This window comes from Leptospira kanakyensis (genome assembly GCF_004769235.1).
In the GTDB taxonomy this organism is placed as follows: Bacteria; Spirochaetota; Leptospiria; order Leptospirales; family Leptospiraceae; genus Leptospira_A; species Leptospira_A kanakyensis.
In genome coordinates this window covers 47,088-60,161 of sequence record NZ_RQFG01000022.1, presented here as the reverse complement: position 1 = coordinate 60,161, position 13,074 = coordinate 47,088, and the positions used below count along the sequence as shown (strand labels likewise).

Annotated in this window: 13 protein-coding genes; 7 read left to right on the top strand and 6 right to left on the bottom strand. The window is 37.9% G+C overall.

Going from position 1 to position 13,074, the window contains the following annotated elements:
• A partial coding sequence (locus EHQ16_RS19320) for a PaaI family thioesterase (protein WP_244242161.1) occupies window positions 1-481 on the top strand: 481 nt, incomplete at its 5' end.
• A 4-nt stretch (window positions 482-485) separates the two neighbouring features.
• On the opposite strand, the gene EHQ16_RS19315 is transcribed toward EHQ16_RS19320, so the two are convergent.
• The gene (locus EHQ16_RS19315) at window positions 486-1,091 is read right to left on the bottom strand and encodes a TetR/AcrR family transcriptional regulator (protein WP_135631800.1); all 606 of its coding nucleotides are present in this window, start codon (window positions 1,089-1,091) and stop codon (window positions 486-488) included.
• A gap of 116 nt (window positions 1,092-1,207) precedes the next feature.
• Here EHQ16_RS19315 and ppnP point away from each other — a divergent pair, with 116 nt between their 5' ends.
• On the top strand, window positions 1,208-1,519 hold the full coding sequence (gene ppnP, locus EHQ16_RS19310; RefSeq protein ID WP_135631801.1) for a pyrimidine/purine nucleoside phosphorylase: 312 nt from the start codon (window positions 1,208-1,210) through the stop codon (window positions 1,517-1,519).
• On the opposite strand, the gene EHQ16_RS19305 is transcribed toward ppnP, so the two are convergent.
• Window positions 1,510-1,689, bottom strand: a complete 180-nt coding sequence (locus EHQ16_RS19305; RefSeq protein WP_135631802.1) for a YegP family protein — start codon at window positions 1,687-1,689, stop codon at window positions 1,510-1,512. The genes ppnP and EHQ16_RS19305 overlap by 10 nt on opposite strands.
• 133 nt (window positions 1,690-1,822) lie before the next feature.
• On the opposite strand from EHQ16_RS19305, the gene EHQ16_RS19300 reads away from it, so the two are divergent.
• Window positions 1,823-3,694 (top strand): 7TM diverse intracellular signaling domain-containing protein, encoded by a 1,872-nt coding sequence (locus tag EHQ16_RS19300; protein WP_135631803.1) that lies wholly within the window; start codon window positions 1,823-1,825, stop codon window positions 3,692-3,694.
• Window positions 3,695-3,780: 86 nt separating this feature from the next.
• On the top strand, window positions 3,781-5,307 hold the full coding sequence (locus tag EHQ16_RS19295) for an MASE3 domain-containing protein (RefSeq protein ID WP_135631804.1): 1,527 nt from the start codon (window positions 3,781-3,783) through the stop codon (window positions 5,305-5,307).
• Here EHQ16_RS19295 and EHQ16_RS19290 read toward each other — a convergent pair.
• Genes EHQ16_RS19290 through EHQ16_RS19275 form a run of 4 tightly spaced genes read right to left on the bottom strand, consistent with a single transcriptional unit; the run spans window position 5,287 to window position 9,000 of the window.
• A complete protein-coding gene (locus tag EHQ16_RS19290; protein ID WP_135631805.1) occupies window positions 5,287-6,339 on the bottom strand; it encodes a hemin-degrading factor in 1,053 nt (350 codons plus the stop codon). The two genes, EHQ16_RS19295 and EHQ16_RS19290, sit on opposite strands and share 21 nt — an antisense overlap.
• Window positions 6,336-7,115 carry a heme ABC transporter ATP-binding protein gene (locus tag EHQ16_RS19285; protein WP_135631806.1) on the bottom strand — a complete coding sequence of 260 codons (780 nt, stop codon included), beginning with the start codon at window positions 7,113-7,115 and terminating at the stop codon, window positions 6,336-6,338. Before EHQ16_RS19285 ends, EHQ16_RS19290 begins: the two co-directional genes overlap by 4 nt.
• Window positions 7,112-8,098 (bottom strand): FecCD family ABC transporter permease, encoded by a 987-nt coding sequence (locus tag EHQ16_RS19280; protein ID WP_135631807.1) that lies wholly within the window; start codon window positions 8,096-8,098, stop codon window positions 7,112-7,114. Before EHQ16_RS19280 ends, EHQ16_RS19285 begins: the two co-directional genes overlap by 4 nt.
• Window positions 8,095-9,000: a heme/hemin ABC transporter substrate-binding protein gene (locus EHQ16_RS19275; protein WP_244242160.1), complete on the bottom strand. Its 906-nt coding sequence runs from the start codon at window positions 8,998-9,000 to the stop codon at window positions 8,095-8,097. The genes EHQ16_RS19280 and EHQ16_RS19275 overlap by 4 nt, the downstream gene beginning before the upstream one ends.
• Window positions 9,001-9,062: 62 nt before the next feature.
• Here EHQ16_RS19275 and EHQ16_RS19270 point away from each other — a divergent pair, with 62 nt between their 5' ends.
• From EHQ16_RS19270 to EHQ16_RS19260, 3 genes are all read left to right on the top strand, one after another.
• Entirely contained in the window at window positions 9,063-9,788 is a 726-nt protein-coding gene (locus EHQ16_RS19270) for a hypothetical protein (protein WP_135631808.1), read from the top strand.
• Window positions 9,789-9,860: 72 nt separating this feature from the next.
• The gene (locus tag EHQ16_RS19265; protein WP_135631809.1) at window positions 9,861-10,556 is read left to right on the top strand and encodes an HmuY family protein; all 696 of its coding nucleotides are present in this window, start codon (window positions 9,861-9,863) and stop codon (window positions 10,554-10,556) included.
• A gap of 32 nt (window positions 10,557-10,588) precedes the next feature.
• The gene (locus EHQ16_RS19260; RefSeq protein ID WP_135631810.1) at window positions 10,589-13,057 is read left to right on the top strand and encodes a TonB-dependent receptor plug domain-containing protein; all 2,469 of its coding nucleotides are present in this window, start codon (window positions 10,589-10,591) and stop codon (window positions 13,055-13,057) included.
• The last annotated feature ends 17 nt before the right edge of the window (window positions 13,058-13,074 follow it).

The following is a 13,074-nucleotide window of genomic DNA, read 5'->3' as shown; positions in this document are numbered from 1 at the left end:
TTGTTTTATGCAAACACTCACAACCGAAGAAACGCAAAAAATCTTAGAAGATATGACCGTTAATTTTAATCATGGGGGAAGAAAAATCACCGTCCCTCCACCTATTTTTTTAGCGATGAAAGCAGAAATTTTATCTTATACAAAAGGAAAAAGTATCACTGTCGCATTTCCCGTTTCCGAGGATCAAACCAATCCGATGGGGATGATGCAAGGTGGTGTGATTGCTGCAGCGTTTGATAATGCTTTTGGTCCGCTAAGTTACCTTGTTGCTAAACGTCCTACAACTACAATTGATATGAATATACAATACATTCGAGGAGTGGCAGTGAACCAAAAGGTCATCGTGACTGCATCTGTCGAAGCAAAAGGTTTTTCTACCATTCACATGGTAGGGGAAATGCGAACAGAAAAAGATAAACTTCTGGCAACGGCAACAACGAACCTTTTGATTTTAAAAATTCCGGGTGGGGCAGGGGAATAAGCGGTTAGTTTTTGTAATCGTATCTTTCTAAAACCATTTCAATGATCGTAGGTGTACAAGTTGTTGTATCATTGAAATGTTGGCTCATGATGACACCATGAAGAAATGTTTTGATAAGGATCATTTCCTTATCGGGTTCTTTGACCCCATAGGATCGGAACCTTTCTCTCATTGCCTCTTTGAAAGGGGCAAATCTTCTTTCCACATTTTCTAACATCTTTTTCGAAAGTGAAACCGAACCTGGTTGGAATAGGCAAACAGAAATCAAAACCATTGTTTTTCTTTCTTCTTTTGCAAATTGAATGGAGCGGTTAAAAAATTCCCGGACATATTCTTTCGCAGAAAGGTTCGGAGGGATATTATTATAAAACTTTTCTTGTTTGGCGAGGTGAGTATCGATGATTTGTTCAAAAATTTGGTTTTTGCTTTTAAAATAATTATAAGCAAGACCTTTGGAAATTTTTGCATGATTGGCTATCATTTCCATCGTGGTCTGAGAAAACCCATGTTTTGCGAACAAAACAATTGCGGAAGAAAGGATCCGTTCTATGGATTTTTCCCTTGCTTGTTGTTTTTTGTTCTCTGACTTTTGTGATGACTTTATGGGCACTGACCTTACCGTTCTGGTACTTTCGAATTTCGCAAACACTTTTTAGTCTAAAACCGGCGAGATCGGGGATTTGGAATTCACTTGGAAGTCTGGGGTCTTTCCAGTTTTTGGTCAGTATGAGTTCATTTGTATCAGTAACTGTACTAAAATCTGCAAATATCTACTTCAATGGAAACGTTACCAGTCGGACGATCCTCTTCCCGAGCGGGGAAAAGAAAACTTTGGGAATTATGATGCCCGGAGAGTATGAATTTGGAACCGACCAGAAAGAAATTATGGAAATCCAATCTGGAAAACTTTCGGTTTTATTACCGGGATCCGAGACATGGCTCCAAATTGACGGTCAGTCTGAATTTGAAGTCCCTGCTGGATCCAAGTTTAAATTAAAAGTTCAAACAGTAACGGATTACTGTTGTTCTTACGTTTGATCTACGATTTCCGCAGATGCGGCATTAGTTTTTACTGAATTAATGCCGTTTTCGCAAGCTTGTTTAGAGGAATAACCTTCACTTGATGCAATGATTTCCCCATTTCCAGCTTTAAGGCGGAAGCGGAATTCTCCTGATTTGTCTTTATAAATTTCAAATTTTGCTGACATAAATCTATCTCCTTGATTTGCCAAAAGTATCAGCTCTTTAGGGATTTTGGCAATACGTTTTCTTCCTAATTTTAATTTTGAATTTCACGAACGCTTAGGTTCAGAAGATTGGCATTAGGCCCGTTACACGCCCATGATCCCTTTTGGCAGAATTAAATTATTTCTTTTGATTTTTGTTTTTCTGTCTTGCGGAACTAAAATTCCTGAACGCCCACTGATCCAATACACATTCGAAAACAAAACCTTTGAGCAAATCCTGTTGGGATCTGCCGTTTGGTCAAAAGCCCATGAACTAAAATATAATTTTGGTTATTGGAAACCTTTTGTTTGGGTAAAGTTTGATTTGGTAAATCCTGATCACGAAACAATTGATTATATTCTCGAATTAGAAGCTCCTTGGGTCGATAAGGTTTTGTTAGGTTGGGAAGAGGGCGGAAAATCGGTTCAAAAACAATTTGATGGTTCTAGTTCTTTTGCCGATAGAGAAATCCAACATAGAAACCCAGTCTATCGATTCACCTTAAAACCGTTAGAAACAAAAACAATTTATGTTAAAATTCAAAATTCAGGGATATTAAGTGCCCCGTTTCGTATTTGGCGGATCAATTCATTTTTTGACCGAATGGAAAGAGATTATATTGCCAATGGTGTTTATTTCGGAATTATTTTTGCCTTACTTTTATACAATCTTTTGATCTACGTTAGTGTTCGCGAAAGAGCCTATGTATATTATTGTTTGTATTTGGCAACGTTAGCAATTAATTACTCCTTGTTGGGTGGGTTTTTCAAACAGCTAATTTTCCCTGATCTAGCTTTATCCGTGAAACCCTATCTTTATGTTTCCGTAAATACTTCTTTAACATTTGTGGGACTATTTTCTTTGACTTTCCTAAACCTAAAGAATCTAAATCCGTTTTTACATCGTTTGATTCTTTTGAGTGTGGTTGCCTTTGGAGCCATGGCAGTTTTGTCATTCATCATTCCTCACAACTGGATTGAAGTTTCTTTTATTTATACTTTCCCTTATATTTTCCTTTTACTGATGTCTGCGGGTGCTTATTCCTATATCAAAGGTGTTAAGTCATCTTTGTTTTTTTTGTTTGCTTGGTTTACTTTATTTGTAGGAGTCATATTTGATTCTTTGACCAAGGCATCTTTAATCCCTTCTACCACATTTGGTCGTTATGGTGTCCAAATTGGAACTGCCTTTGAAGTAATTCTATTTTCTTTGGCTCTAGGGCGAAGGTTACGATTTTTATTGGAAGAAAATCTTCTTTCCCAAAACCAACTAACAACAATTAAGAAAGATTTGGAAACGGCAAGAAAGATCCAAATGCGGATTTTACCTGATACTTTACCCAAAAATCAAAAATTATCAATGTTTGTGTCCTACCATCCACTTTATGATGTGGGCGGAGATTTTTATGATTATTTTGAGTTTTCAGAAGGATTGGGTTTGATCATTGCTGATGTGACAGGTCATGGTGTGAGTGCAGCCCTAGATTCTTCAACTGTAAAAATTGCCTTTCGTAATGCCAAAGAGTTTAAAGAGTCCCCCAAAGATTTAATTGGAGCTATGAACCGGTTTCTCTGTATGAGTTTGAATGCTCGTTTTGTCAGCGCTGCCTATTTTTATATCGATTTCAAAGAGATGAATTTGTATTTTTCTTCTGCAGGGAATCCTCCTTTTATACTTATTCGCAATAGAGAAATAGAATCATTTGAATGCCCTGGGCTTCTTTTGGGAGTAAGGTCTAATTTTGAATATGAACAAAAAGTGATTAATTTGGAAAAAGGGGATCGGATTCTTTTTTTTACGGACGGTTTGTACGAAAATTTAAAGCCGGATGAAGAACCTGATACTATTTTGTTCCCAGAGATTCAGCCCTTGGTAGATCACCCACAAGATTTATTTCATACAAATTTGATGAACAAATTGTCCGCGATGCGGCAAATTTCAAAAGACGACATCACCCTTGTTTCTATTGATTTAGTAAGGGATTAGTTTTTTAAATTCTCATTTAGTCCTTCTGTAATTTGTAATAAATTCTTGCTAAAGAAACCTGAACTATATCTAATTGCGTGCTATCCATGTTGAGTTTTCTGTATAAATCGTTAATAAATAATACTTTCTATTTGGGAGTGATTTTCTTTTGTTTTTTTCCCCTCCTGTTGGTTGGTACATTCCCTGAATATTTTTACCGCGAGTATGAGATTGGGTATTTTTTAATTTTTCACAACGTTACAGAAATCTTTAGTGTGATTGTTTCCTTCTCCATTTTTGGACTTGGATATTATTCTTATTCCCAAAGCCGGAATTCCCATACGTTGTTTTTGGGGGTAGGGTTTCTAGTTGTTGGTTTGGTGGATTTTATGCATGCCCTTGGATATAAGGGGATGCCTGATTTCATCACTCCAAATTCTGGCAATAAATCATCGCAGTTTTGGATATTTTCTCGATTGGTGACCGCAATTGTATTGTTTGTTGCTATTTATATCAAACCGAATGAAAAATACAGACTGATTCGAGAAAAAGTTTTGATTGGGCTGGCGTTTGTCTTAGTCTCTATCATATTCTTTTTGGTTATTTTTTTCTATGACTGGATACCGACTACCTACGAACAAGGTAAGGGGCTCACTGCGTTTAAAAAAAATACAGAATACGTAATCATCACAATTCTTTGTCTCTCTTTGGTTGCGTATAAAAAATCTAATTTTTATACGTCCAAGAAACAACTTCAATATTACTTATCAGCCTTTATTGTTTGTATATTTAGTGAGATGGTTTTTGCCGTATACACTAGTGTTTATGATGTCTATAATGTAATTGGACATATTTATAAAATAGGCGCTTTTTATTTGATCTATAAAGCTGTGTTTCTTGCGGCGATCAACGATCCTTATGAAAAACTCATTCAAACCAACCATCTGCTTTCAAAGGAAGTTGAAGAAAACAAAGTTTATGCAGAGATGATTAAGAAGTCATTGCGTGAAAAGGAAAATTTGGTCGGAGAAATATTCCATAGAACAAAAAATTCCATTCAACTAGTTAGATCCATCTTAATGATTCAAGCATCAGATTTTCCTGATGATAAAAACATTCAGTCCATCGTTGAAGATACCTCCATTAAAATTCAAACCATGTCATTGGTTCACGACCACTTATATGCCAATAAAGATTTAAGTGAAATTCGTGTTTCCGATTATTTACAATCTTTAGTAGAAATGATTCGTCAGGCTTATCCAACTTCTGGAATAAAAATCAATATTCATTTTGAAGTAGAAGAGGGGGCTTTGCTTTTGGATACCGCTGTTCCTCTTGGCCTTGTATTTACTGAATTACTTTCAAATAGTTTTAAGTATGCTTTTCCCGATAACCGAGTAGGTGAAATTTCGATACGATTTTCCTTTGATGGGAATACTTGTTATTTTGGATATCGTGATAACGGAGTTGGATTGCCGGAAGGATTTGATTTATTGAAACAGAAAAAATTGGGTTTGAGTTTGGCGAAGATCATCGCAGAAAAACAAATGGGAGGAACCTTGGACATTGATGGTGTCCAAGGGTTTCAAATGAAATTAACTTTTCCGAATGATTTATACAAGAGAAGGGTTTAGTTCTTCGTTTTTGTTTAAATACTCTCGTGATAGTTGGAACCAAACGTTTGATTGTGGGATTCCAGGTTTTCTTTTTCCAAACATTTGTAAGATTAGGATTCCTTCGTTATCAAATACTTCTACGGAGGTGACGAGTCCATCTTTCGTTGGTTTATCGACTATGTATACAGATTCGATTCTATCCGTTCTTAAGTGTAGATTGAATTCAGGATCTAAGACATTGAACCATGGGCCCATTGGTTCCAATTTCTGAATTTTTCCCGTATGGATTTGTATCATTCCCGGATTGCCAACAAAAATCATAATGTCTAATTCACGTCTGCTTGATTCTTTCATCAGATTTAAAAAATCTTCTGTGGAAATTCTGAATGAGAATTTTCCATTGGCAGCTTTTAGAGAAAACTCACGTGAGTAATTGAATTTCCTGAGTAAAGAAAAGAAATCATGTGTGTCTTCGAGTTTACTCCATGCCTCTAAAAAACCTGGAATGTCTTTTGAGTCATCAGTTTCGGTTTTGGGTTTTGTTTCTTTTGTTGGTGTAGTGAATGTTTGAGTTTCGTCTACAAATTGAGTTTTTAGTTTTTCCCAACCTTCTAATGTCGACTTTTCGGTTTGGTAGATTTTATGGACAGCATCGCCTTTCGTATCAAAAAATTGAAAACTACGCATAACTCCATCTTCTTTGGCATCTTCTGCATAAAAGCCATACTTCCAATCTTTTAGAAAAATCCGAAGGTCAATGTCTTCTCCTACCGCAAGCGCAGTTTGTCCATTAACAGAAACATCTTTGTAGACCCCTTTTCTTTCGTGAACGCAGGATTCGTTTCTTGTGAGGGCCATCACATAACCGAGACTTGTTGTATTGACTAAAAAATCCGCCCAGTCTGGTTTGAGTAATTTAACGGTTTCACCAATTTTTGTGGCAAGTAATTCTGCTTCACTCACATTTAAGTGTTTTGCCGCATCGCGAATCCTGAGTTTGGGCATTTCTTTTGTAAGATTTTCCCATTGTTGTTTTAAGTTTTCATTCATATTGTTTCTCCTATAATTTCTGGAATGATAAAATTACCTTCTGGTGCATTTAGGATCCTTGTTTTGATTCCAAATGCTGTTTCTAAATTTTCGATTGTTAATACTTCGTTTGGTTTCCCAGATTTAACAATACTGCCCTTGTGAAGTAGGGTTACTTTGTCTGCATACTGCGCAGCAAGGTTTAGGTCGTGTAAGATCATAAATACGGCATATCCTTGGTTTGCCATATGCCTACAAATATTGAGAGTTTTATATTGGTTGGGGATATCTAAAGCTGATACTGGTTCATCTAGGAATATATAACGAGGAGGAGTTTCCCAGGCCTGGGCCAAGATCCTTCCGAAGTTAATCTTTTGCCTTTCGCCGCCAGATAATGTTGCATAGTTTTGTTCTCTTTGTTCAATAGAGTCGGTAATCTTCAAACATGTTTGAACAATTTCTTTGTCTCTCTGTATGTCTGTAACATGTGGATGCCGACCAAGAGCAATCACAGCTTCGGAATGAATCGGAAAAGTTATGTTCGTTTCTTGTGTGAGAACAGCTCTTAGTTTTGCCAATTGACTTTTGGAATAATTTCTTAGTTCAATTCCATCTAAATAAAGATTTCCTTTTTCAGGATAAACGTCACCACATAACATATGAAATAACGTTGATTTTCCTGCACCATTTCTTCCGATCAGAACATGAAGTTCGCCAGGGTGAATTTCTAATTCAATGTTTGAGAGAATTTTTTTGGATCCTATTGAATAGTCTATATCGATTGCTTGTATTGTCATGTGGAGTGCATCCTTTTTCTAATTAGGCTAAGAAAGAATGGGGCGCCGAGTAGAGCCGTTGCGATCCCAACTGGAATTTCGGATGGAGCGATGATCACTCGACAGATGGCATCTGCAAAACAGAGTAACCCCCCACCCAGTATATAAGTTGTGATGAGAAGATATCTGTAGTCTTGTCCAATGGCTAGTCTGACGATATGTGGTACTGCCAAACCAACAAATCCAATATTACCAACGATTGAAATACATGTCCCGACACTTACACCTATCAAAAGAATGATGATGGTTTTTAAAATTTCAGTGGATATCCCGAGATGTGTGGCTTCACGTTCTCCTAAAATAAAAACATTCAATTGTTTGGCGATAAAGGGACTAACAAGAAGTGGTAAAACAAAAAAACAAGAAAAGGATTTCAAAAGACTCCAAGAGGCACCACCTAAACTTCCCATATTCCAAAGGGAAAGATTTCTGAGTTGTGCTTCGTTAGCGAAATAACTCAAAACACCAATGGCAGATATACAAATAGCATTTACTGCTATCCCTGAGAGTAACATGGAAAAAACATCTGTTCTTCCTTTTGATTTTGCAAAAAAGAAAATGATAAAGGAGAATAGAACTCCACCAACAAAAGAAAAAACAACAACACTCCAAATAGAGTGTAAAAAAGGAATCGAACTTCCAAGAACTATGGCGATCGCAGCAAAGAGAGCACAACCTGCTGTGATTCCAATGAGACCGGGATCAACGATGGGATTTCGAAATAAACCTTGAGCCAATGCACCAGACCAAGCAAGCGAACCTCCTACCATAAGTCCGAGAAGGATTCTTGGTAGCCGAAGTTCAAAAAAAACTCGAGATTCTATTGTCTCACTTAAAAATAAATCTTTCCAATGAATGTCCATTGCGCCGAGGAAGGACGACGCAAGTGCAGAAAAAATGGCAAAGCCGGTACAGAAGATAATAAAGAGAAACTTTTTCTTCATTCCAACTGTTTCCATTGATCATTGAGTGTTTTTAGAGCGAGAGGAAGTCGTGGTCCAAATCCAAGTAGAAGCAAATCATCTAATACGATTAATCTTTTTTCTTTGCCGGCTCGAGTGAGTTCCATACCGTTAATTTCCCAAATAGCCTTTTCTCCACCGAATCCTTGCGCTGATTTCTCTGGCATAAGAATGATATCGGGATTAGCTTTTACAAGAGCTTCACTGGTAAGAGGTTTGTACTCTGTAAATTCGGTTATTGCATTTTTGGCTCCAGAAAGTTCGATCATGGAATGTGCCGCGGTTCCAGTTCCAGATATATAAACAGAACTTGGGTTTCTTGAATAAATGAATAAAACTTTCACGTTAGTTTTATTCATTTTTAATTTTTGGATTTGTTCTCGAATGGATTTCGCTAAGTTTTCAGCTTCTTTTTGTTTACCGAATAACTTTCCAATCTCTAACACTCGGGTTACGGGAGTCTCTAGTTTAAACTCATCTGGGAATAATAAAAGAGGAATCCTTGCATCTTTTAAATTTTGAATGGTCGCAGGTGGTCCAGCTGACTCAAGTCCAATGACTTGTGTGGGTTTTACATTCAAAATCCCTTCCGTTGCTAATGTCCTTTGGTAACCAACGTTTGGAAGAGTTAACGCTTGTTTGGGATAGTAAGAAGTGGAATCTACCGCAACCAATTGGTTTTCTAGTTTGAGTGCATAAATGATTTCGGTAGTGGTTCCGTTTACGGAAACAATTCGTTGGTTTGTTTCTGCGTTTGCGGCGGATGATAGTAACATTAGGCAAACTAAGAAGGTAGCTAATGTTTTGTTTTGGTTGGATTGGATCATGATCCAAGGTTCAAAGGGTAGGGAATCTGAGTCAACAGAAAAGAGATTGAGTCTCAAAGTACTTGACGGATTTCAAGGGTACAAAAAATGAGACTCATTCTCTTTTAGGAAAATGTCTAATGAAACTAACCCACAAATTGACGCTTCTTTTCTGCCTACTTCTCGTAGGTTCCCTTTCGATCGGTTGTCCTGGAGAATCGAACGACAATAATAATACTTCCCTTGGTTTGTTAGCTCTTGCTGCTAACTATGAAGATCCAAATACGGTTTGTGAGAAAACCATCGATGAAACTTATACATCCGGTTCTTATACAGCTCTCTGCAAACCGAATGCAGGAAATGGAAATTTCTTTCGTTTCGAAAACCTAAAAGCTTTAGGGGACAATGGGTACATGTATTTTTTCTTAGGGTATAAAACAGCTCCTACGACTACGACCCCCACTTTGACTGGCCAATATATTTTCGTTGTAGGTAAATCTGTTTCTAGTCCTAACCCTTACGCTTGGTTTCGTAACAAAGATTATGGAAATTACCAAGGTGGCCAAATGGATGCTGGAGCAAACCCAACTGTATCATTAGCAAATGGGAATGATGTTTGTATCAGTATTGGAAATTCTACGACTACCGCTCCTACGGTTCATTTTTGGGCAACGGGTGTAAATGGTGCTGATTGTAGAGTTCGTGGATCGCTTAATAATGATAATGCGGTTATTAAGTATTCTGCTTGGCCTGATGCATCCAATGTCTTGGCAACAACGGATGCCCTTTCTGCATATTTCCGTATTTCAAATACTACATTGTTAACAGCAACTAAAGTTCACGTATCCACAAGACCAATCTTATAGTATTCAAAAGGTTGGAATTGCCAAAGGGCCAAATTGGTTCTTTGGCAATTTAATATTAGAAGAGGTATCCAAATGGCTATAAAATCAAAATTCCAAATCTTAAAACAGTTCTCATTCGTAATCTTATTAAACATTTCTTTTTTTACTGATTGTTCGCTGAAGCAGAATAGCAGTGATGATTCATCTGCTTTATTGCTCTTGGTTGCCGGAGGAGTGGAAAGTGGCACTATCCCTTGTACGGTAGTTCCTGCGAACGCTGTGAACACAACGGGGGCCTTTACGACAGCGGTTAATGCCACTTCAAGTTGTAATTGGGTGTATATAAGTTTAAAATCGAACGGAGTTAAAGTAGAGTCTACTGCACAGTGGGATATTGCTTTAAAAAGATATAATATTCAGACAAATAGTGGAACCAGCGGAACCGGGAGCGGTGGTGCATGTAAATCGGGTTCTACAAATTTTGCCGCTGCCTTTACAGGTGCAGAGTGTACGGCAGTTGTAGATGTTAGGCTTTCTTCTGCCGGAGGTGGCCCTGTAACTTCTTCTTCAGAAAGTATTAACCCTGTGATGGCAGCCCCACTTGATTTAACACCGATGCCAGCAGGATATGGCGCTTGGTATACTTATGCAGATACAATTTTAACTGCTAAATCTGATGTTTTTATCATCACTGGAAGTGATGGATCGAAATATGCAATCCAGATGTTGGACTATTATAGTGCAGCGGGAACTTCGGGGAATCCAAAGTTTCAATGGAAAAAATTATAATCTCAATTGATTGAATTGCATTTAAATAAAGTATGAAAATTAGTTTTCAAAAAACCTCGGGATTAAAATTCCCTAAGGTTCTCTATTTCTTATTAGTAGCGTATATTGGTTTGGTTTCGGTTGATTCTGATTTATACGCGGAGCCTGCCGCTGATAAAGGGGATGCCTCTGAGACCACCAAACAAACAAAACATGGTGAATCAGGGATTCAACCAAACGATTCCAATTTGGATCGTTCAAATATGATCACCGTGACTGGTACAAGAAGGAAAAATCTTTTAAAAGATTCCACAATTACTACTGAGGTTCTCACTAGAAAAGATATAGATGCGATGGGGGCGAGGGATCTTTCGCAGACACTGGGGAACGTTCCTGGGATAGAAGTGAGGCCTGCCCAAGCAGGAGAAAGGGGACAAACTGTCCGTTTGCAAGGACTTTCTGCACAGAATGTCCTCATCCTTGTGGATGGACAAAGGACTACGGGTCGATTTAGTGGATCGATTGACTTAACTCGTTTCAAAGCAGAAGACATTGAAAGAATTGAAATTGTTAAGGGAGCTTCCTCCGCCATTTATGGATCCGATGCCATTGCCGGTGTGATCAACATCATAACCAAAGAAGCACAAGATCCATTGTATGCTGAGTTTCGAACTTTGGGAGGTTCGGGAAGTGAAAAATATTACGGATCTTATATGGAGTTTCGAAACTACGCAACTGTTGGAGCAAAAAGTGATAAATTGTCTACACTCTTCACTGTCGGTTGGCATAAAGGAGACGGATACGATCTAACTCCAGACGCAACTCCCGGTCCAAGAAACGGGAGATACGCATCACTTGCTCCAGGGTACAATCCGTACCCAGCGAATACTTCTGCTGTTAATAGTTATTTATTAGCAACTCGGTTACCAAATTATTCACCACCACTCGAATCAACTTCGGGAAGTGCATTTAATGATATGAACCTTTCTAATAAAACTGTTTATCACGCGACAGATAACTTAACACTCACCGGACAGTTTTATTATAGGCATTTGGATCAGACAGCTGTTGATGCTTCTCCTCCAAGAACTGTTTATGATCGAAGGAATAAAACTCATGATTTTATGGGTGCTTTTAATGTGGATTGGGTTGCGAATCAAAAGATAAACGTGAATTTGAACGCAAACTATTCTAGGTTTCAAGATTTATATACAACAGACCAAAGAAAGGCTGATGATTTAGACTCACAACAAAGAACAGACAATGCAGTCGCTGAGTTTCGATCTAGAGTAGATTATAAATTTTCAGAAAATCATGTAACTTCCGTTGGTGCCGAAAATTTACAGGATCAAATTTCTTCAGCTCGTATTGCTCCTGATTGCCGTAGAACTTATCCCAATGTTTGTTTTGAGGATTTTAATCCGGAGTTGACAAGAGGACAAACAATCAATGGAAATGCTTATCGTTTTAGGAATGCATTTTATGTGCAAGATGAGTGGAGAGTTTCTGATAAACCTAGGATACAAATTGTCCCGGGAGTTCGTTATGATCATGATTCTATTTATGGTGGTGAATGGCTTCCTAAACTTGCCATTCGTTATGACGTAACCGACCAATTTCGATTTCGTGCAGCGAATGGGCTTGGGTATCGGGCTCCCAGCTTTCAAGACTTGTACTTTAACTTTTTAAATCCAGGTGTAGGGTATCGAGTTGTGGGAAGTTCCAATCTCAAACCAGAACTTTCAAGAAGTTATAACTTTGGTTGGGAGTGGGACATTACAAAAAGAATTTGGTATAGTTCAAATTTATTTCACAACAACGTAGACAATCTGATCGGATTTAGAACGAACCCAGTGAGAGATTCGTCGGGTCTTATGGTTTATCAAACATCAAATTACCAGAAAGCCACTACACAAGGGATTGAGTCATCTATAAATGTTCGACTTACCGAAATCGTATCAACTAGCGTTGGTTATACTTATACGGATACCAGAGATGAGTTAACGAAACTCCCTCTTGAGGGAAGGGGCCCCCATCGTTGGAATTTTAGCATTCGTATTGATGAAAAGTCCAGCGGTTTGAGTTTGTCTGTGTTTGCAGTGGTGTTTGGAAAACAACCTTATTATTGTGTTAAAAATCCTTTGTGGTGTAATCCGGATCTGCCAACCAATTTTGATGGTTTGGAAGCTGCATTAAATAACCAGGCACAAACTAACATATCCAATGCGCTCGGTCAGCTCCCAACAGGGGTTTCAGACTACTGTGCAGAAAACAATCTCTCGTATTGTACCACTGGTGCTACATATGGATACCGAATGGTAAATCCTCATACAAATCTGAATTTACGGTTGTCTCAAAGATTTTTTGGACATTTTCAATGGTTTGTTGGTGTAGACAATGTTTTGGATGCATGGGATTTGCAATATAACCCCCAAAGGCCAAGGTTTTTCTATTTTGGTTTAGATGGTAAATTTGCATTTAGCGAAGTCAAACTCACACCTGCTGAACCCAGGGTGAATTAAAAAAATCTTTGAATTTT

Excerpts from the sequence above, each read along its gene's own strand:
- EHQ16_RS19300 (WP_135631803.1), top strand. The coding sequence starts at position 1,823 with ATGATCCCTTTTGGCAGAATTAAATTATTTCTTTTGATTTTTGTTTTT.
- EHQ16_RS19280 (WP_135631807.1), bottom strand. The coding sequence starts at position 8,098 with ATGAAGAAAAAGTTTCTCTTTATTATCTTCTGTACCGGCTTTGCCATT.
- EHQ16_RS19285 (WP_135631806.1), bottom strand. The coding sequence starts at position 7,115 with ATGACAATACAAGCAATCGATATAGACTATTCAATAGGATCCAAAAAA.
- EHQ16_RS19260 (WP_135631810.1), top strand. The coding sequence starts at position 10,589 with ATGAAAATTAGTTTTCAAAAAACCTCGGGATTAAAATTCCCTAAGGTT.
- EHQ16_RS19290 (WP_135631805.1), bottom strand. The coding sequence starts at position 6,339 with ATGAATGAAAACTTAAAACAACAATGGGAAAATCTTACAAAAGAAATG.
- EHQ16_RS19305 (WP_135631802.1), bottom strand. The coding sequence starts at position 1,689 with ATGTCAGCAAAATTTGAAATTTATAAAGACAAATCAGGAGAATTCCGC.
- EHQ16_RS19295 (WP_135631804.1), top strand. The coding sequence starts at position 3,781 with ATGTTGAGTTTTCTGTATAAATCGTTAATAAATAATACTTTCTATTTG.
- ppnP (WP_135631801.1), top strand. The coding sequence starts at position 1,208 with ATGAGTTCATTTGTATCAGTAACTGTACTAAAATCTGCAAATATCTAC.
- EHQ16_RS19270 (WP_135631808.1), top strand. The coding sequence starts at position 9,063 with ATGAAACTAACCCACAAATTGACGCTTCTTTTCTGCCTACTTCTCGTA.
- EHQ16_RS19265 (WP_135631809.1), top strand. The coding sequence starts at position 9,861 with ATGGCTATAAAATCAAAATTCCAAATCTTAAAACAGTTCTCATTCGTA.